Genomic DNA, 19,431 nt, shown 5'->3' with positions numbered 1-19,431 from the left:
AGTCATAAAATCAATCTTTAATCATTTTTTGCACAATGTGCATTTCGACATCAGTTATGCAGAATGAGCTAGCTTACTCACCAAATACCTGAATATTTAAATTCCGAATTTTAGGTTGATTCGTTGCGGTTAGCGCATTTGTTCCCTCATCAAAACTGACATCGTATTGCACCAAGTTTTTAGGATAGGCAATTTCATAGCTGACTTTGTATTGCTGTCTGTGATTCGCTTGCTGCTCAATTTTCTTGGTCATCAAAGTGCGGGAACGCTCTGCATCTTTAGGAATTGCACTGGAGAATTTTTTCATGACCCGCTGATTATCCTGAAAATACTGTTGTAACTCAGGTTCTAAATGCGTCAAAAATTGCTCGTATTGCCCCTCTTTCAGCTCGGTATATGCTGCAAATGCAACCTGTTGTTGTGCTGCTGTCGGTTCAGGTACATTGTCTTGTACCCGACTACAGCCTGCTAAACTTAAAATTGTAGCGCATATTGCACATTGTATTTTCATGGTCATGTTTACTTCCATTTATGCAGTATAAGAAGAAGGACGCCGAAGCGTCCTTAATTCATGCAATGCGAGTATCTTGCACTCACACTTTAGTCAGTTGAATTTTGATCACCTGAAGCAGCATCAGTTTGATTATCTTCTATTGGTGCATCTTCGGCTTGCACATCAGCCGCGGCAGGAGTTTCTGAAGATTCTGCATTTAGCTCTTCGTCCAGTAAATCATCCTCTTCTTCCACAGCTTCAATCGCTTCTACACCCACCAGTGTTTCGTTTTCACCCAAGCGGATTAAACGTACACCTTGTGCATTACGACCTGTTTGTGCCACTTCAGAAGCGCGAGTACGTACTAATGTACCGCCATCAGAGATCAACATCAGCTCTTTGCTTTCATCAATCGCAACTGCACCGACCAATTCACCGTTACGTTCAGAGGTCTTAATGGCAATCACACCTTTACCACCACGTTTTTTGGTTGGGAAGTCATCTACAGGTGTACGCTTACCATAACCATTCGCCGAAGCACACAAAACTTCGCCTGTTTCTGGTACTACGACTAGTGATACAATACGGCTGATCAATGCTGAATCTGAACTGTCTTCATCATCACTATCTACTTCTGCATCTTCAACATCTTCGACTTGCGCTGAACCGAAGCTAACACGCATACCGCGTACACCTTTGGCTGCACGACCCATTGAACGTACATCGGTTTCAGCAAAACGAATCGCTTTACCTTCATTGGAGAACAACATAATTTGCTGTTCGCCATCGGTAATCGCCACACCAATTAAAGTATCTTCTTCATTCAATTCAATAGCACGTAAACCATTCGAGCGCACATTACTGAATTGCTCCAATTCAACACGTTTCACTGTACCTGATGCCGTTGCCATAAAGACATAGAAATTTTTACGCAAGGCTTCAGCTTGTGATGCAAACTCTGCAATGATCTCATCATCTAAATCGGTTGCAGAAAGCTCTACACCCAATTGTTTCAATTGCACACGTAATGCGTCAGATAAATCATCACCATCTGCTAATTCAGCAAATGCTGCTTCTAATTCTGCATAATGTGCGGCAATGATAGCATTAGTTTGCAGATGTGCCGCATTGGCTTTCACATAGCTACGGAAGTCTGCCAAACGCTCAGTAAATTTCTTCGGTGCATCAATGACAGGTAAAATTGCAGTGATGGTTTCATTAGCTTCTAACGGCAACAAGTTCACCATTGGACGACCTTTAGCACCACGCGATGCTTGCGGCACTTCAAACACTTTCAGACGGTACACTTTACCCACATCGGTAAAGCACAACACCGTTGCGTGGTTAGAAGTCACAATTAAATGCTGCACATAATCGTCTTCTTTCATCGACGTTGCAGATTTACCACGACCACCACGACGCTGTGCTGCGTAATCTGACAATGGTTGGGTTTTTGCATAACCTGTTTGTGATACTGTCAGTACCACTTGTTCTTCTGGGATTAAATCTTCACGCGAGAAATCAATGCGAGATTCTACAATTTCAGTACGACGTGCATCGCCATATTGCTGTAAAACTTGCGCCAATTCTTCACGAATCACGCCCATCAATAAATTAAAGTCATTCAAAATTGCAGTTAATTCAGCAATTTGTGCCAAAATTTCAGAATATTCTGCATGTAATTTGTCTTGTTCTAGACCTGTTAAACGATGCAAACGTAATTCTAAAATTGCGGTCACTTGCGCAGGTGATAAACGATACACCTGACCATCTAAACCAAATGGGCGGTTAGGATCTTCACCTTCAATTTCGTCTGGACGTACAGAAACTGAACCAGCTTTTTCTAATAATGCGACTACACCGCCTGCTGCCCATTCGCCTACCTGTAAACGCTCACGCGCTTCGGCTGGGTTGGCAGAAGATTTAATGGTTTCGATGATGGCATCAATATTGGCCAACGCGACGGTTAAGCCTTCTAAAATGTGCCCACGTTCACGTGCTTTACGCAACTCGAACATGGTACGGCGGGTCACCACTTCTTGGCGGTGACGAATAAATGCCGCAATAATATCCTTCAGATTCATCAATTTTGGCTGACCATTGTCTAGGCAAACCATGTTGATGCTGAATGAGTTTTCTAATTGTGTATTCAAGAATAGGTTATTCACAATCACTTCAGCGTTTTCACCACGCTTCAGATCAATTGCAATACGCATCCCTTCTTTATCAGACTCATCACGTAGTTCTGAAATACCTTCGAGTTTCTTCTCTTTTACCAGTTCAGCAATACGCTCAATAGTTTTGGCTTTATTGACCTGATAAGGGATTTCAGTAAAGACGATGGTGGTACGACCAGACTTTTGATCTTCTTCAAAATGATACTTGCCACGAATATGCAAACGGCCTTTACCTGTACGGTAAGCATCGACAATGCCTGATTTACCGTAGATGATGCCACCTGTAGGGAAGTCTGGACCAGTAATATGTTCCATTAGCCCTTCAATTGAAATATTTGGGTTGTCTGCATAAGCCAAACATGCATGCACCACTTCAGTCATGTTATGCGGTGCCATATTGGTCGCCATACCCACCGCAATACCTGCAGCACCATTGACCAATAGGTTTGGAATACGAGTTGGCATTACTTGAGGAATACGCTCAGAGCCATCGTAGTTGTCTTCCCACTCGACGGTATCTTTTTCAAGATCCGCTAACAGTTCGTGGGTCAGTTTACGCATACGCACTTCGGTATAACGCATGGCTGCTGCGCTATCGCCATCGACCGAACCGAAGTTACCTTGACCATCAACCAATTGGTAACGCAAGCTGAAATCTTGCGCCATACGTACAATGGTTTCGTATACGGCAGAATCACCATGCGGGTGATATTTACCGATGACGTCACCGACTACACGTGCAGACTTTTTATAAGCTTTGTTATAGTCATTGCCTAATTCGTGCATTGCGAAAAGCACACGACGATGAACAGGTTTTAAACCATCTCGTACATCGGGCAATGCACGTGACACAATCACGCTCATCGCATAATCGAGATATGAGCTTTTAAGTTCATCCTCAATGGCAATCGGTCTAATTTCCGATACGCTCATGCATACTCCTTATTCTACAAGCCAATTTTGGCTTGTATTTATATGTCGTAAAACTAGCAAAATCATTAACTCAAACGACTGAGTTAAAAACTAAAATACAGCCCTAAATTATAGCATAAACACTTGTATTTTTGTGTCGAAATATTCAGCTTAACCTTGTTAATTATCTTCATTTTAGTGATCATTTTCTTGTTATTTCAAAACAGAAAATCAGTGCATCCAGACAGGATTTTTCAATACTCAAAATTTTGAGAAATACAGGAGTACAAAAACAAAATGCGCCAATCAACTGGCGCATCTTCATCGTTTTTTCTATATTTTTATTGTGCCTGGTTCAGTACTTTACGATAGCTCAGCACAGCCACAATCAATAAAACTGGCAATAACATCTCCACCCCTTCCTCAATGGTCATAATCATGATTTGAGTATGCGGCACCAACTGGATGCCGAATTCATCTTTCAGGGTTGAGGTCGTGCGATCCAGCACCTTGCTTAGTCCGCCACAGGCAATGGTGAGGAAGATAAAAAAATGTGCAATATTCAAAGAATTCTTCATGCTTCGTATGGTTTGAACCAGCTTTTTCGCCAGTACCAGAAAGACAAAAATAATGCCGAGCAATAAAATAAATCCGAGCAGCTTATCCATGAGCGGAATTTCAGCACTGCGATAGAAATTAGTTTTGATAAAACTCATTTCAAACACCTGCTTATGGAAATCCATTTCCCGTAATCCCAACAATGTCGCTGCTATAGCCGTAAACACTCGGGTATTAGGTTTGATTTCAACATTAAGCAAACACAGCACTGCCAGCAAGTACCATAACCATGGACTCATGACTTGAAAAGCGCCTGATTCACTAAATAAATACTGAGTTACCGAAGCTGGTGCATTCAGGGCAGTATGAATACAAATACCCAGATAAAGCGCAATCAGCAAAAAACTAATAAACAGGATATGGGCGGCTTTGGAAAAGGACATGATTAAAAACAGGAGAAAAAGCAAACCGGGATTTTATCACTTTTCATGCAAATGAAATACTCTAGTTTCGACTGTAGAGTATTTTTAAAATTTTTGCATAAAAAAAACGCCCTTGGACAAAACAGTAAAGCATTGCTTTCACTGCTTGCACAAGAGCGTATTTTGAACCCGATTCAGAAATTAGATTTTAGAAACCAATTCTGGAATTACAGTGTTCAGGTCACCGACTAACCAGTAGTCAGCGACTGCATTGATTGGCGCTTCTTCATCTTTGTTGATCGCAACGATCACTTTAGAGTCTTTCATACCTGCCAAGTGTTGAATCGCACCCGAGATACCCACAGCGATATACAAATCAGGTGCAACAATTTTACCTGTTTGACCAACTTGCATGTCGTTTGGCACGAAGCCCGCATCAACTGCTGCACGAGATGCACCTTGTGCTGCACCAAGTTTGTCTGCTAATGGGTCAAGTACTTTGTGATAATTCTCACCAGAACCTACACCACGACCACCAGAAACCACAATACGTGCAGCTGTTAATTCCGGACGCTCTGATTTCACAATTTCTTCAGAAACAAACTTAGAAATACCAGCATCTTTTGCTTCACTTACAGCTTCAACCGCAGCAGAACCACCTTCAGCAGCGACAGGGTCAAATGCTGTACCACGTACAGTACCAACAATGATTGCTTCATCAGACTGAACTGTTGCAATCGCGTTACCTGCATAGATTGGACGCTTGAACGTATTCGCAGATTCAACAGCAATGATGTCTGTAATCATGCTCACATCAAGAAGAGCCGCCACACGTGGCAGAATGTTTTTGCCTGTGGTTGTAGAAGCAGCAAGGATATGGCTATAACCTTTACCTAATTCTGCAACAAGTTTTGCTACGTTTTCAGCCAATTGGTTTGCATAAGCCGCATCGTCAGCAAGTAATACTTTACTTACGCCTGCAACTTTAGCTGCTTGGTCTGCAACTGCTTGCGCACCAGAACCCGCAACCAATACAGTGATATCACCACCGATTTTTTGAGCTGCAGCAACAACGTTTAATGTTGCACCATTAAGTGCTTTATTGTCGTGCTCAGCGATAACTAAAATACTCATGATTTTTATCCTTCTGTATTAGATCACTTTCGCTTCGTTTTTCAATTTTTCTACAAGTTCGTCTACAGATTTCACTTGTACGCCCGCTTTACGCTCAGCAGGTGCTTCAACTTTTATAGTTTTCAACTTAGAACCTGTTGCAACGCCATAATCTGCAGGAGATTTAATGTCTAGCGGTTTTTTACGTGCTTTCATAATGTTTGGAAGTGCCGCATAACGTGGCTCATTCAAACGTAAGTCAGTGGTGATGATTGCAGGAAGTGTAAGCTCAACAGTTTGTAAACCACCGTCAATTTCACGTGTAACCTGAACTTTATCGCCCTCTACTTTTACTTCTGAAGCAAAAGTACCCTGACCTGCACCAAGTAAAGCGCCTAGCATTTGACCAACTTGGTTAGAGTCGTCATCAATGGCTTGTTTACCCAATAGAATAAGTTGTGGTTGTTCTTGTTCAACAACACCTTTTAAGATTTTAGCCACTTCAAGTGCACCAATCTCATCGGCTGTTTCAACCAAAATACCACGGTCTGCACCAAGCGCCATTGCAGAACGGATTTGTTCCTGCGCTTCTTTAGGACCAATGGATACCACCACGATTTCTGAAACAGTTCCTTTTTCTTTTAAACGAACCGCTTCTTCCACTGCGATTTCACAGAATGGGTTAATTGACATCTTAACGTTAGTCAGGTCAACTCCACTATTATCCGGCTTAACGCGAACTTTAACGTTGGCATCTACCACACGTTTTACAGCAACAAGAGCCTTCATGTAATCCTCGGCTGTTTTAGCAAAAGTAAATATTGAGAAAAGTTAATAATAACTCTTCGCTTTAAATTTTTTAGGTGTCCTATCTTGCTATGTGATCGGCATTTCGGTCAAGTCAGAATTGTCTAAACAAGGCTAAAAATGCCAAAAATTAACTGAACGATGCGTTCATACTTTTTTATTTTTAAAAATTAACAAACCAAGCAACGATTATATAATCAATTTTAAACTTTGATTTATATTATGTTTTTTTATTTATCCACATCATCAACAAGATTAATTGAAATGCAATTTAAATTCAGTTCCCTCTACAACTTAGGTAAATTTCCTTACATAAAACCCTATAATCTGACTGTCATTTAAGATAGAAAACTTTATTTTTTACGGTTTTTTTAGATATAAATGCGCTTTTAAAATGTGACTGTTGGTTCACAAATCCGTATGTAGCAATTGATTGGGTATGAATTAAACAATCTATTTTATTTTGATGGATATTTATGTACATTCACTACACCATCTTCCTGGTAAGGGAGATAAAAAACTCAGCTTAAACTTGCTGAGTTTCTAAGAAGTCACGGTGGATATGACTCAGATCAATCAATTCATACGCCTGTAAATTAAAAATTTCCCAGACTGCAATAAAATCTTTTTTCAAATCTATTTTACTGCTTGCATTTGGGTGTGCTTGCCACTGTTGATCTGAAATCCACACATAGCTTTGTTGTGTTTGTAGATGAATCGCCTGCATTTTACCTTCGGCATTAATGCCCTGCACCACACAATCGGCAGGTAATTCTTGCTCAATCATCGGCAAGCTTATTTCGACAAAATGTTTCACTTGACGCAAGCCATAACCTGCAAAAATTTCTTTTTGGCTTGGGCTTAATTGTTCATATTTATCTTGAAGATTTGAAATCATGGTTTTGCCTATCATTTGATATCCAAAGTGTTATGCAGTGGAACAAAAAATAATGTCTTCCATGTCTATTATTCGTGTGACCCACTCTTTCTGCATCTTTATACTGCATAACTCACATTTTTATTATTCTACAATAGTTGCAATGACATCTAAGTGAAAGCGCTTTGCTTAAAACATTAAGTACTGCACCAAGACTTTGCAATTGACTGTGAAAAAATATTTGCAGTATGAAATAGCTATATTTTAACTAGCAAAAATAATGCCTACTTTAAGCAAAAGCTTTACTTTTTACTCGCACGTGGATGTGCCTGATCATAAACCCGCGCTAACTGATCAAAATCGACATGGGTATAAATTTGCGTGGTACTTAAATTGCTATGCCCAAGCATTTCTTGGACCGCTCGTATATCGCCACTATTCGACAGCATGTGAGTGGCAAAACAATGTCGCAATAAGTGCGGATGCAAATCGACATTCACTCCTGCGCGTTGTGCCTGAAACTTCACCCGATTTTCAATTTGGCGTGCTTTTAAAGGTTCACCTTTTTGAGTAATAAACAATGCTGCATCGGGTACAAAATCGCCCTGCCATAGAGGATAAATCTGTAACCATTGCATCACTGCATCTTTGGCTTTACGACCAAAGGGCACAATACGGGTTTTATTGCCTTTACCCGTAATGCGCAGCAATTGTCGATTAAAATCTAAATCGCGGATACGCAAATTTTGTACTTCTGCTAGACGTAAACCACTCGAATATAACAATTCTAAAATCGCTTTATCACGTCGCCACATTTGTTGTTGTACTTCAGTTTCTGGTTCAGACTGATCCAAAATTTGATGAATCGTTTCAATATCAATCAAACCAGGCAAAGGTCGTGGCTGACGTTTTAACTGAAAATTATCAATTGGATTAAATTGTAAATACTGCCCTTGCTCAGCCCATTTCATAAACTGACGAATCGCTGACAGCATGCGCTGTAAACTACTGCTATTTAATTGTTGTTGTTCTACTTTCTGTGCCAAATAATGGCGTAAATCTGCCGCTTCTACATCATATAAGGCAAGTTGTTGTTGCTCGCAAAAGCTAAAAAAATCATTTAAATCGCGCGCGTAGGCTTTTAACGTATGTGGTGATTGCTGTTGTATTTCGCGTTCTTTGAGCCACATCTTTAATAATTGTTGCGGATCGTACATTAGTCACGCTCCGATTGCTGAACTGCTGAAAACTGCTCTAAATAAGTAGCAATGTATTCAGCTGCCCGATCTGCATGTGTATCTAAAAACAAATGATCACCACCATGCACAATTTTTAATACGGCGTGTGGAAATTGTTGTTGTAAAAACTCACCTACAGCCAGTGGACTTATCGGGTCTTGATCGCCCCATAACAACAAAATAGGCATGTTGATTTTAGCGAAGTCTGCTGTGTAATTGGCCTTTGCCGCTACAAACCAGTCAGGATAATTTGAATCACTTGCTTGATAGTCTTGTCGCCAATCTTGCACCTGAAAACCACTTAAATCCATGCCACCTGATGTTGCAGCCAATACTAATCCTTTCACTTTTTCTGGATATTGCAACGCGGCAGCAACTGCAAAAATACCGCCCATCGACTGTGCAATGATAATGCAATCATCTGGGATATTCGCCAACACATAAGCCTGCAAACTTGGAAAATCATGTACCTGTGGGTGTGCAGGTTGATGGTTAAATTCAGGATAAGCCACAATTTTTACAGCACTCTGCCACGGCAGTTTTTCAATCTTTTCAATTAGAGGATTAAAAAATGCGGTATTGCCTGAAGCGCTAGGTAAAAAAAACAGTTGCGGCATAATGAGTAGAAATTTTTTGAATGACGTTCGGTACAGCATACCTGATCCAGGCCACAAGATACAAAAAAGCACCATTCGTTTTGAATAGTGCTTTTAAGTAAGATAAGGGCTGCTCATGTTAGAACGAAGCATCAACCCTGAAAATAGTTTAAATCCAAACGACCGTGATAGACGTTAGCGGTTGGCCCTGTCATCCACACCACATCACCTTCACGCCATTCGATTTGTAACTTACCACCTGCCAGTTCAATTTCAACTGAATTAGACAATAAGCCACGGCGCATACCTGATACGGCTGCAGCACATGCACCTGTACCACAAGCTAAGGTTTCACCTACGCCACGCTCAAACACACGCAAACGCGCATGTTTTTCGTCAATGATTTGCATAAAACCTGCATTGACACGCTGTGGGAAACGCTCATGTGATTCTACTTGTGGGCCAATTCCTGCAACATCGGCAGTCAGTACATCGGGCACAATGGTCACGGCATGTGGATTACCCATGTTCACGATATCAATGGTTAATGTAGCACCATCTTTCAACACGATGTCATATAAATTATCAGGCTGATCAGCAATGAATGGAATCTCATGCGGCAAGAATTTTGGATACCCCATATTCACTCGCACCCAACCGTTTTGCCCCAGCTCAGGCTCTACAATGCCTGCCTTAGTTTGCACCTTGATTTTGGTTTTAGTCGTAAGCTGACGCTCATGCACAAAACGCGCAAAACAACGCACACCATTGCCGCACTGCTCCACTTCAGAACCATCGGCATTGAAAATGCGATATTTAAAATCGACATTCGGCAAATCGGGTGGTTCCACAATCAGCAGTTGGTCAAATCCAATCCCGAAGTGACGGTCCGCAAGGCGCTGAATAGTTAGCGCATCCAAATAAGCACGCTGGCTGATGAGATCAACCACCATGAAATCATTGCCCAAACCATGCATTTTGGTAAATTCTAATAACATCTCGAATTCCCCTTATGGCAATAAACGTTCTCTTTCCCACAGCGATTCAATGCTTTCACGTTCACGAATTAAATGTACTTGATCTGCATCGACCATGACTTCAGCTGCACGACCACGACTGTTGTAATTAGAACTCATCACAAAACCGTATGCGCCCGCACCCATCACTGCCAAAACATCATTTTCTTTGATCGCAAGCTGACGTTCTTTACCTAAGAAATCACCTGTTTCACAAATTGCACCGACTACATCCCACTCTAGCGTTTCAACATCATTACGTGGGGTGACTGGCTGAATATCCATCCATGCTTCATATAACGCAGGACGGATTAAGTCATTCATCGCAGCATCAATAATCGCGAAGTTACGATGTGTGGTCGGTTTCAATAAATCAACCTTAGTCAGCAATACTCCCGCATTGGCAGAAATACTACGGCCTGGCTCCATATACACTTTAAGACCTAACTTTTCTAAAGCTGGGCGCAAAGCATTGGCATATTCTTCAACGCTTGGTGGTGTTTCATCTTTATAGGTCACACCCAAACCACCACCAATATCAATGTGTTTCAGTTGAATACCCATTTCTTTTAGGGTATCAATCATCACAATGACACGATCTAAAGCATCTACAAAAGGTTGTGTTTCGGTCAATTGTGAACCGATGTGACAGTCAATCCCGACGATATCCAAGTTCGGTAAAGACGCTGCATATTCATAGGTGCTGTACACAGAATCTGACGGAATCCCGAATTTATTTTCTTTTAAACCTGTAGAAATATAAGGATGAGTTTTGGCATCTACATCTGGATTAACGCGTAATGAAATTGGCGCTTTCACATTCATTTGAGCCGCAACTTTTTGAATACGGTCTAATTCTGCATGTGATTCTACGTTAAAGCAGGCAATCCCAACGTCCAACGCTTTTTGAATATCGGCTTCAGTTTTACCTAAACCTGAAAAGACAATTTTCGAGGCATCACCACCTGCTTTGAGAACACGCGCTAATTCGCCGCCAGTTACAATATCAAAGCCAGCGCCCTGCTTTGCAAGCACGTTTAACACCGCAATATTTGAGTTAGACTTTACCGCAAAACAAATTTGATGATCGATAAAGTGAAACGCACGATCCATATCTAAATAATGCTTTTCAAAAGTCGCTTTTGAATAAACATATAGCGGTGTGCCGTATTGCTGCGCAAGTTGTTGTAATGAACATTGCTCTGCATGCAATACCCCATTAATACGGGTGAAACTCATGGAGGTATCCTTTCTAAAAAAGCATTAAGGTGTTGGGTTTGAATTAGACGCTTCAGCAGGTGCAGTTGTCGTTTCCTTATTCTGCTTTTGCTGTGCAGGCGTATCTGGATAAATCAGATATTTTGCACGTTTATCTGCATTGACATCAGAAGGCAAATGTAAGGCACCAGACTGTCCACATGCAGTCAATAAAACACTGCTGATCAGCACGATCATTTTATAATTCATAAAGCGATACATAATTGTACCTAATGAAAAGATTTTTCCGAGTATAACGTGATCAACACGCGGATAAAAGAAAAGCCCTGTAATTCCTAGATGGCTTATTTGCACCCTGCACTAATTTTAAGCATTTTTTTATTTTTATCGCTCATCTCAAATAATTTATCTTAAAATAGTGCCTTAAAAACATTGATTTTACTGACATCGCTTATCAATTTGCAAACTATTCACAGCCTAATCAATGTTTTCTAACACCAATCCATGTCAGCTATTTTTATCCATCCAACATTAAAATTGGTGGCAAGGATTCAACCTATAAAGGTCACATTGGGTCATGTAAAAAATCAGCCTTGTAGTAAAAAAATCACATAAAAAAACTGCCCCCAAAGGAGCAGTTTTTCATTGCATCAATATCATTTGGACTTATTTATGCTTCGGCTTATAGAAACAAAAATAACCAATCAATAAGATAACAAACCAAATTGGGCTGACCATTAATGCTTTCATGGTATCCGCTTCAAGGGATAACACGTAAATCATACCAATAAAGAAGATAATCACAATCCAACACGTAAACAAACCGCCAGGAAGTTTAAATTTTGATTTGGCATGTAATTCTGGGCGTGTTTTATAGTAAACGATATAGCTCCAGATAATCATGAGCCACACACAGATAAATAAAATCGTTGAAAGTGTGGTTGCCAAAGTAAATGCTTCAACTGTGTTTGGTACAAAGTACTGTAATGCAGCACCAAGTAGTAAACACACTGCTGAGAAATACAATGCATTTGCTGGAACAGCACGTTTATTTAAGTGACCAAACGCTTTCGGACCTTGCTCTTCACGAGACAAACCAAACAACATACGTGATGTAGAGAACACACCACTATTCATTGATGACATTACTGAAGATAACACCACCAAATTCATAATAATGGCTGCTGCAGCAATACCCGCTTGGCTAAACAAATTTACGAAAGGTGAAATGCTTGGATCAATCTTATTCCAAGGCGTAACAGACATTACAATCACCAGTGCAAGCACATAGAAAATAATGATACGAATTGGAATCGAGTTCACTGCTTTAGGCAAGTTATGTTCTGGGTCTTTAGTTTCAGCAGCAGTTGTACCTACCAATTCCACCCCGACAAAGGCGAAAATGGCAATCTGGAAGCCAGCCAAGAAGCCTGTGACCCCAGTTGGGAAAATCCCGCCATGCGACCATAAATGATTAAATGATGCAACATCACCCACAGTTGATGTAAAGCCTGTGAAAATCATCCACAATCCGACGCCAATCAATACCACAATCGCAATGATCTTAATTAAGGCAAACCAGAACTCAAGCTCACCAAAGAGTTTCACAGTAACGAGGTTCAAGCCCATGATAAAGACAATGGCAGCAATACTGATCATCACCCCTTCTTCTGGCGAGAACGGGTTACCTCCATTAAAGAACTGTAAGTAATAAATAATGGCTGATAAATCTGCGATACCAATCGTGATCCAACATAACCAATAGGTCCATCCTACGAAATAACCAGCCCAAGGACCAATTAAATCGGTCGCAAAATCGATAAATGATTTATACGCAAGGTTTGATAGTAATAACTCCCCCAATGCACGCATGACGAGAAAAACCATGAAACCAATAATCATGTAAATAATTAAAATGGAAGGGCCAGCTAAACTGATGGTCTTTCCTGACCCCATAAATAAACCTGTACCAATCGCACCACCAATTGCAATTAATTGTAGGTGTCGGTTGGACAAGCTTCGTTTCAAATCACCACTTGTTTCTGGCGATCCATGAATTTCATTAGACATATTGTTAATTCAACTTCGCGTTCCAATGGCGACAAATTAACGTAAAAATTTAAGAAAATACAAAAATATTTATCACCATCTATATTTTCGAATTAGTTTACAAAATTAATTTATTTTTCTTATATATAAAGCAGCAGTAAAAACCGTTTTTTCAGTTGATCAATAAAACAACATTTTGCTTGTAAAAAGCTAAATTTCATGTAAAAAATATTTCTCAAACGATAAAAACATGCTCGATAAATCATGGAAGTTTAAACAATGGCATGTCAATTGCTTCATTTTACTGAAACGAAGCATTCATTCACTCAGGGCGAATAAGAAGAAAGATACTATGGAAAATTTACATAAAATCATGGAGACACTTAGTGGTTGTGGGTCTGGGGCCCATACATGTTGGTGCTCATTGTAGGCACAGGTGTCTTCCTTACCTTCCGTTTATTATTTTGGCAGTTCCGTATGTTGCCTTTGGCCTTTAAACAGGTCTTTGGTAAACATGAACATGCCAAATCACACGATGGCGATATTTCACATTTCGCATCCCTGATGACTGCACTTTCAGCCACCATTGGTACTGGTAACATTGCAGGTGTTGCAACAGCCTGTGTACTCGGTGGCCCAGGCGCCGTATTCTGGATGTAGATGACTGCATTATTTGGTATGGCCACCAAGTATGGTGAAGGTGTGCTCGCAGTCAAATACCGTGTTAAAAACGAAAAAGGTGAGATGAACGGTGGCCCGATGTATTACATCGAACGCGGTTTAAAGTGGAAATGGCTGGCGATTATCTTTGCTTTCTTTGGTACTGTTGCCTCATTTGGTATTGGCAGTTCGGTGCAATCCAACACGGTAGCTTTGGCTGTACAAAATAGTATGGGCGTAGAAACCTGGATGACAGGTATAGTGATTACTGTATTTTCAGCGCTCGTCATTTTAGGTGGAATTACCTCTATTTCTAAAGCGTCTTCGGTGATTGTTCCAATTATGGCCATTCTGTATGTCGCAGGCGGCCTGATTATTATTTTAAACAATCTGCACCTCGTTGTTCCTGCATTTGAACTGATTTTACGTGATGCCTTTACTGGTGAAGCCGTTGCAGGTGGGGCAATTGGTGCAGTAATTCGTTACGGGGTGGCACGTGGCGTATTCTCTAACGAAGCAGGGATGGGTTCTGCCCCAATTGCTGCGGCGGCTGCCAAAACTGATCACCCTGCGCGTCAAGGTTTGGTGTCTATGACAGGTACCTTCATTGATACCATTATTGTCTGTAGCATCACGGGGATTGTTTTGGTGATGGGCTTCATTATGGCAGGCAATAGCTTTGGTGGTGCAACAGGCGCAGTACTCACCACACAGGTTTTTGACCAGTTATTGCCGGGCTTTGGTGGTTGGGTCGTCACTTTCGGGATCATCTTCTTCGCCTATTCCACCATTCTCGGTTGGAGCTATTATGGTGAAAAATGCTGTACTTATTTATTCGGCGAAAAATACGTGTTGATTTACCGCTTAATTTATATTGCTTCGGTGTTCATTGGTACCATCGCCACCCTAGATTTAGTTTGGTTATTTGCCGACACCTTTAATGGTTTAATGGCTGTACCAAACTTAATTGCTTTATTGTTACTGTCTGGTGTGATTGCCAAAGAATCCAAAGACTTTATTGCGAAACGCAAGTCGGGCGAATTGTATTAAAAAAAGCCCAATTCATTGAATTAATCCCTTCAAATCGTGAATCATACAATCACCCACGTGGTTGTATGATTTTCCATGAAAAATCCAGATAACATTCATTTCCCGAACATTCCTCTGTATGCTGTAGTCAATTTTTAATTGATGCAATGACTGGGTTATGGCAAAAGTAAAAAGTGTCTATCGCTGTGAACAATGTGGTGCAGATCATCCTAAATGGGCAGGTCAATGTTCAGAATGTGGGGAATGGAACTCACTCCATGAGGTTAGTATTGCCCCAACGGTGACGCATCGTGCCCAACCTAAAATGGGCGGTGGCTATGCAGGACAAGCGGCTGCGATAACCACGCTCAATCAAGTATCTGTATCGCACGAAACCCGTTTAACAACAGGCATTGGGGAGTTTGACCGTGTTTTGGGTGGCGGTTTGGTTACGGGCTCTGTGGTACTGATTGGTGGTGATCCTGGTATCGGGAAATCGACCATTTTGCTACAAACAGCGACTCACATGGCGGCTGCCAATAACACCGCTTTATATATCACAGGTGAAGAATCTCTTTCGCAAGTGGCGTTACGCGCTCAACGCTTAGACTTACCCACCGATCAGCTTAAAGTCATGGCAGAAACCTGTGTTGAACGAATTTGTGAAGTTTTGGCACATGAACGCCCTGCAGTGGCCATTCTTGACTCAATTCAAACTTTATATACCGAAACCTTACAGTCAGCTCCAGGTGGTGTTTCACAAATTCGTGAATCAGCTGCCTTGCTGACCCGTTTTGCCAAAAATAGTGGCACTGCGCTGTTTATTGTCGGTCATGTGACCAAAGAAGGGGCATTGGCTGGGCCGCGCGTCCTTGAACACATGGTCGATTGCGTCTTGTATTTTGAAGGACAGTCAGACTCACGCTACCGAATGATTCGAGCAGTCAAAAACCGTTTCGGTGCAGTGAACGAGCTAGGCGTTTTTGGGATGACCGATAAAGGCATACGCGAAGTTGCCAATCCATCTGCGATATTTTTAAGCCGTTATGATGAGGCAATTCCGGGTTCTATTGTCATGATTAGCCGCGAAGGAACGCGACCACTTTTAGTTGAAGTACAAGCACTGGTAGATGATGCACATGGTCAGCCTAGACGTGTGGCTTTAGGTCTGGAACAAAACCGTCTGAATATGCTATTGGCAGTGATGCATCGGCATGGTGGCGTGCAAACTTCAGGGCAAGATGTATATGTGAATGTGGTGGGTGGTTTAAAAATTACCGAAACAGGTTCAGACCTTGCAGTACTGCTTGCCTGTGCATCTAGCTTGCGTGGCAAAGCGCTACCACAACAATTGGCAGTATTTGGTGAGGTCGGTTTATCGGGTGAAATTCGTCCTGTGCCGAATGGTCAAGAACGCTTAAAAGAAGCAATTAAACACGGATTTAAATACATTATTGTGCCGCGTGGCAATGCTCCACAAAAAGCCATTGCAAATGTGCAAATTATTGCGGTGGCTCGTTTACATGAGGCCTTAACCGAAGCCATGAATTTAAGTGAAAACTTAAGCTAAACGCTTGGATAATATTTTTTCAGTTTCAAGAAAAAATATCATAATTATATTGAAATTCGCAGCAAATGCCTGCATAAATATAGAGCTTAACTTTATTTTAATATAGGAAAATTTGATGGAAGTTCGACAGCGTGGTTTGATCGCAGCAATGCTCACAGCGACTTTATTGGTAGCTCCGTTAGCAGCAGAAGCAAAACGTGCAGGTGGCGGTAAAAGCCATGGCGTGAGTCGTTCGGCTGCTCCAACTCAGTCTTACCAACAACCTCGTCAAACAGCGCCAGCGCAACAACCAACAACTGCACCAGCACAGCAAAAATCTGGTCCAGGCGTAGGTGGTATGGTTGCTGCCGGTGTTGCAGGTGCGGCAATTGGTGCGGTTGCTGCCAATGCCTTGGCCGATGATCAAGCTGCAAGTGCTGCCGAAGCGCAAGAGGAAAAAGGCGGTATTCCAAGCTGGATTTGGATTTTACTCGCTGCTGCTGTTGCCTTCTTTATTTTCCGTAAGATGGGCGCAAAAAAAAAAGTAACGCCTAATCCGTATGCGCCAAATAGCGGTGCCAATCAAGCACCGTTTGCGCAAACACCACCTGCTGCAGCACCACGTAACGACAACACCAATATTTTTGGTCAATCTGTTGGGGGTTCTGCGGCTTCTACTCAAGCGCCTTTTGGTCAAACTGCCAATAATAACGCGCCATTTGGTGCAGCTTATACCAACAGTGGCAATCAATTGCCTGATGGTTCAGAGCCTGCAACATTTTTACGTGTAGCGCGTCAGCGTTTTAACCATATTCAGTCCATGAACACCGCCAGTAATATCGCAGAAATTCAGCGTTATTTAACCCCTGATTTATATCAGTCGATGTATCAAGACATTATGGCGAACCAAGATCAAGATGTAGCTGAGTTTTCTAACTTGAATGCCATGGTGATCGATTCTGCAACTGAAAATGGTCAATATATTGTAAGCGTACGTTTTACTGGTACAGTCAGCGAAGATCTGAACAGCCTACCGCAACCATTTACAGAAATTTGGCACTTTGTAAAACTTACAGGTTCTAATCAAGACTGGTTGGTAGCAGGCATTCAACAAGAGCAATGATTTTAGTTGATCTAATAAAACAGCGACTTCGGTTGCTGTTTTTTTGTCTTTATTTAAGTTGAGTTCAATCCGTTTAAAACAGCTCGTTTAACTTTTCTATAACATCAACACCGAATACATCCACACCTGCCACACCAACGCCAAGCACTCGATTGATTAGATCTATCAAAAAGTATCATCATTTATCAATACAGTTTATTAGCCACGTCCCCTTTCTATCTAGCCTGAGATGAATCAATTCACGTTATCCATATCACTTTGGTTATTTACAGTCGACCTTTATTTACTTAGCCAACAAAAAAGCCCTGCAAACGGGCAGGGCTTTTTTGTTGTGGATGACTCTATTATTCAGGCAATGGAATAAATTGCTTATCGGTATTTTGAACTTGGCGCTCACCGACTACGACTTGCAATTCTAAGGCTTCTTCACCACGTTCAACTGAAACAGTCACCGTCGTACCCGGTGCTTGTGCGGCAACATAATTAATTAAATGCGAGGTTGAAGTAATCGCTTCATCATTCACTTTTAAAATTTTATCGCCACGTTTTAAACCAGCCTCTGCTGCGGGGCCGCCGCGTAGTACATCGGCCACCACTACACCGCCTTGTGTTGGTTCTAAAATATTGTCTTGTTGCACAGGCAATAAACTAATGCCTAACCAGCCACGAACCACACGTCCCTCTTTTAAAATCGAGTTTAAAACCTGCTGACAGACTCGCGCAGAAATTGCAAAGCCGATACCCAATGAACCACCCGATTGCGAGAAAATTGCGGTATTTACCCCAATCAAATTCCCTGCCACATCAATCAATGCACCGCCTGAGTTACCTGGGTTAATTGCTGCATCGGTTTGAATGAAATCTTCATAGGTATTAATGCCCAAGTCAGAACGTCCTGTCGCAGAAATAATACCTTGAGTCACGGTTTGTCCCACACCAAATGGGTTGCCAATCGCAAGCACGACATCGCCCACTTCATTACTACTAAGTTTAAATGGCAATACAGGCAGTTTTTCTAGGTCAATTTTAATTACCGCCAAGTCTGTGTCTGGGTCAGTTCCAACGACTTTTGCAACCGCACGGCGCCCATCATGCAAAGCCACCACAATTTGCTCAGCCTGCGCAATCACGTGATTATTTGTTAAAATATAACCATCTGGACGGACAATTACCCCTGAACCCAAACTGTTTTCATTTGGACCTTGCTGAAATTGATCTGGCAACTGGTTACCAAAAAACTCGCGAAACGCTGGATCGTTCAGCAATGGGTGATCCAGTTGTTTGACTTTTTGTGTAGTAAAAATATTCACCACCGCAGGCGCTGCCACTTTAACCGCAGCACTATACGACACCACCCCACCCATGCGTGTTGAATCAATTAATGGTTCAACTTTTTCGGCAGGCATTTTGACCCCATCTGCAGCTACAGGCGCTTTCGGTTTTTGCAGTTGTTGCCAAGTCACAAAGCCAATAATGACTAGAATGAGTAACACCCAAGGTAACCAGGTAAAGGTCCGGCGCACGTTATGTACCTCTAAATAAATTTTTTTGATGATTCACTCATTGAATGAGCTATTGTAAAACGAAACACAAA

Annotated in this window: 15 protein-coding genes and 1 pseudogene; 3 read left to right on the top strand and 13 right to left on the bottom strand. The window is 41.6% G+C overall.

Going from position 1 to position 19,431, the window contains the following annotated elements:
* Positions 1-73 precede the first annotated feature (73 nt).
* The 12 genes from AC0T5Z_RS04585 to AC0T5Z_RS04530 form a co-directional block, all read right to left on the bottom strand.
* Positions 74-511: a DUF3887 domain-containing protein gene (locus AC0T5Z_RS04585; protein ID WP_291335516.1), complete on the bottom strand. Its 438-nt coding sequence runs from the start codon at positions 509-511 to the stop codon at positions 74-76.
* A gap of 89 nt (positions 512-600) precedes the next feature.
* The gene (gene gyrA / locus AC0T5Z_RS04580; protein ID WP_435336760.1) at positions 601-3,603 is read right to left on the bottom strand and encodes a DNA gyrase subunit A; all 3,003 of its coding nucleotides are present in this window, start codon (positions 3,601-3,603) and stop codon (positions 601-603) included.
* A 320-nt stretch (positions 3,604-3,923) separates the two neighbouring features.
* On the bottom strand, positions 3,924-4,583 hold the full coding sequence (locus tag AC0T5Z_RS04575) for a hypothetical protein (protein WP_435336759.1): 660 nt from the start codon (positions 4,581-4,583) through the stop codon (positions 3,924-3,926).
* Positions 4,584-4,763: 180 nt separating this feature from the next.
* A complete protein-coding gene (locus AC0T5Z_RS04570; protein WP_435336758.1) occupies positions 4,764-5,696 on the bottom strand; it encodes an electron transfer flavoprotein subunit alpha/FixB family protein in 933 nt (310 codons plus the stop codon).
* A gap of 18 nt (positions 5,697-5,714) precedes the next feature.
* A complete protein-coding gene (locus AC0T5Z_RS04565) occupies positions 5,715-6,464 on the bottom strand; it encodes an electron transfer flavoprotein subunit beta/FixA family protein (protein ID WP_291335432.1) in 750 nt (249 codons plus the stop codon).
* A gap of 544 nt (positions 6,465-7,008) precedes the next feature.
* Complete coding sequence (locus tag AC0T5Z_RS04560; RefSeq protein ID WP_291335434.1) at positions 7,009-7,380, bottom strand: hypothetical protein; 372 nt, start codon at positions 7,378-7,380, stop codon at positions 7,009-7,011.
* Positions 7,381-7,661: 281 nt separating this feature from the next.
* Entirely contained in the window at positions 7,662-8,576 is a 915-nt protein-coding gene (xerA, locus tag AC0T5Z_RS04555; protein WP_435336757.1) for a site-specific tyrosine recombinase/integron integrase, read from the bottom strand.
* A complete protein-coding gene (locus tag AC0T5Z_RS04550; protein WP_435336790.1) occupies positions 8,576-9,214 on the bottom strand; it encodes an alpha/beta fold hydrolase in 639 nt (212 codons plus the stop codon). The genes xerA and AC0T5Z_RS04550 overlap by 1 nt, the downstream gene beginning before the upstream one ends.
* Before the next feature lie 131 nt (positions 9,215-9,345).
* The gene (gene dapF, locus AC0T5Z_RS04545) at positions 9,346-10,191 is read right to left on the bottom strand and encodes a diaminopimelate epimerase (protein WP_070154088.1); all 846 of its coding nucleotides are present in this window, start codon (positions 10,189-10,191) and stop codon (positions 9,346-9,348) included.
* 12 nt (positions 10,192-10,203) lie between these two features.
* Positions 10,204-11,448, bottom strand: a complete 1,245-nt coding sequence (gene lysA / locus AC0T5Z_RS04540) for a diaminopimelate decarboxylase (RefSeq protein WP_435336756.1) — start codon at positions 11,446-11,448, stop codon at positions 10,204-10,206.
* A 24-nt stretch (positions 11,449-11,472) separates the two neighbouring features.
* Entirely contained in the window at positions 11,473-11,676 is a 204-nt protein-coding gene (lptM, locus tag AC0T5Z_RS04535; protein WP_291335441.1) for an LPS translocon maturation chaperone LptM, read from the bottom strand.
* A 417-nt stretch (positions 11,677-12,093) separates the two neighbouring features.
* On the bottom strand, positions 12,094-13,497 hold the full coding sequence (locus tag AC0T5Z_RS04530) for an amino acid permease (RefSeq protein ID WP_291335443.1): 1,404 nt from the start codon (positions 13,495-13,497) through the stop codon (positions 12,094-12,096).
* A gap of 331 nt (positions 13,498-13,828) precedes the next feature.
* On the opposite strand from AC0T5Z_RS04530, the pseudogene AC0T5Z_RS04525 reads away from it, so the two are divergent.
* The 3 genes and pseudogenes from AC0T5Z_RS04525 to AC0T5Z_RS04515 all read left to right on the top strand — a co-directional run bounded on the left by AC0T5Z_RS04525 (position 13,829) and on the right by AC0T5Z_RS04515 (position 17,837).
* Positions 13,829-15,186 (top strand): annotated as a pseudogene (locus tag AC0T5Z_RS04525) (alanine/glycine:cation symporter family protein).
* 157 nt (positions 15,187-15,343) lie between these two features.
* Positions 15,344-16,735, top strand: a complete 1,392-nt coding sequence (gene radA / locus AC0T5Z_RS04520; RefSeq protein ID WP_435336755.1) for a DNA repair protein RadA — start codon at positions 15,344-15,346, stop codon at positions 16,733-16,735.
* 115 nt (positions 16,736-16,850) lie between these two features.
* Complete coding sequence (locus AC0T5Z_RS04515) at positions 16,851-17,837, top strand: Tim44 domain-containing protein (protein WP_435336754.1); 987 nt, start codon at positions 16,851-16,853, stop codon at positions 17,835-17,837.
* Positions 17,838-18,181: 344 nt separating this feature from the next.
* On the opposite strand, the gene AC0T5Z_RS04510 is transcribed toward AC0T5Z_RS04515, so the two are convergent.
* Positions 18,182-19,360, bottom strand: coding sequence for a S1C family serine protease (locus tag AC0T5Z_RS04510; protein ID WP_291335449.1), 1,179 nt, complete (start codon positions 19,358-19,360; stop codon positions 18,182-18,184).
* Positions 19,361-19,431: the final 71 nt, after the last annotated feature.

It is taken from the genome of Acinetobacter pengchengensis, from assembly GCF_982235305.1.
Note: the sequence above shows the minus strand (reverse complement) of the source record. Positions and strands in the feature narration are given on the sequence as shown.

Bases quoted from the DNA above. Each gene is read 5' to 3' on its own strand.
- AC0T5Z_RS04585 (WP_291335516.1), bottom strand. From the start codon at position 511: ATGAAAATACAATGTGCAATATGCGCTACAATTTTAAGTTTAGCAGGC.
- gyrA (WP_435336760.1), bottom strand. From the start codon at position 3,603: ATGAGCGTATCGGAAATTAGACCGATTGCCATTGAGGATGAACTTAAA.
- AC0T5Z_RS04575 (WP_435336759.1), bottom strand. From the start codon at position 4,583: ATGTCCTTTTCCAAAGCCGCCCATATCCTGTTTATTAGTTTTTTGCTG.
- AC0T5Z_RS04570 (WP_435336758.1), bottom strand. From the start codon at position 5,696: ATGAGTATTTTAGTTATCGCTGAGCACGACAATAAAGCACTTAATGGT.
- AC0T5Z_RS04565 (WP_291335432.1), bottom strand. From the start codon at position 6,464: ATGAAGGCTCTTGTTGCTGTAAAACGTGTGGTAGATGCCAACGTTAAA.
- AC0T5Z_RS04560 (WP_291335434.1), bottom strand. From the start codon at position 7,380: ATGATTTCAAATCTTCAAGATAAATATGAACAATTAAGCCCAAGCCAA.
- xerA (WP_435336757.1), bottom strand. From the start codon at position 8,576: ATGTACGATCCGCAACAATTATTAAAGATGTGGCTCAAAGAACGCGAA.
- AC0T5Z_RS04550 (WP_435336790.1), bottom strand. From the start codon at position 9,214: ATGCCGCAACTGTTTTTTTTACCTAGCGCTTCAGGCAATACCGCATTT.
- dapF (WP_070154088.1), bottom strand. From the start codon at position 10,191: ATGTTATTAGAATTTACCAAAATGCATGGTTTGGGCAATGATTTCATG.
- lysA (WP_435336756.1), bottom strand. From the start codon at position 11,448: ATGAGTTTCACCCGTATTAATGGGGTATTGCATGCAGAGCAATGTTCA.
- lptM (WP_291335441.1), bottom strand. From the start codon at position 11,676: ATGAATTATAAAATGATCGTGCTGATCAGCAGTGTTTTATTGACTGCA.
- AC0T5Z_RS04530 (WP_291335443.1), bottom strand. From the start codon at position 13,497: ATGTCTAATGAAATTCATGGATCGCCAGAAACAAGTGGTGATTTGAAA.
- radA (WP_435336755.1), top strand. From the start codon at position 15,344: ATGGCAAAAGTAAAAAGTGTCTATCGCTGTGAACAATGTGGTGCAGAT.
- AC0T5Z_RS04515 (WP_435336754.1), top strand. From the start codon at position 16,851: ATGGAAGTTCGACAGCGTGGTTTGATCGCAGCAATGCTCACAGCGACT.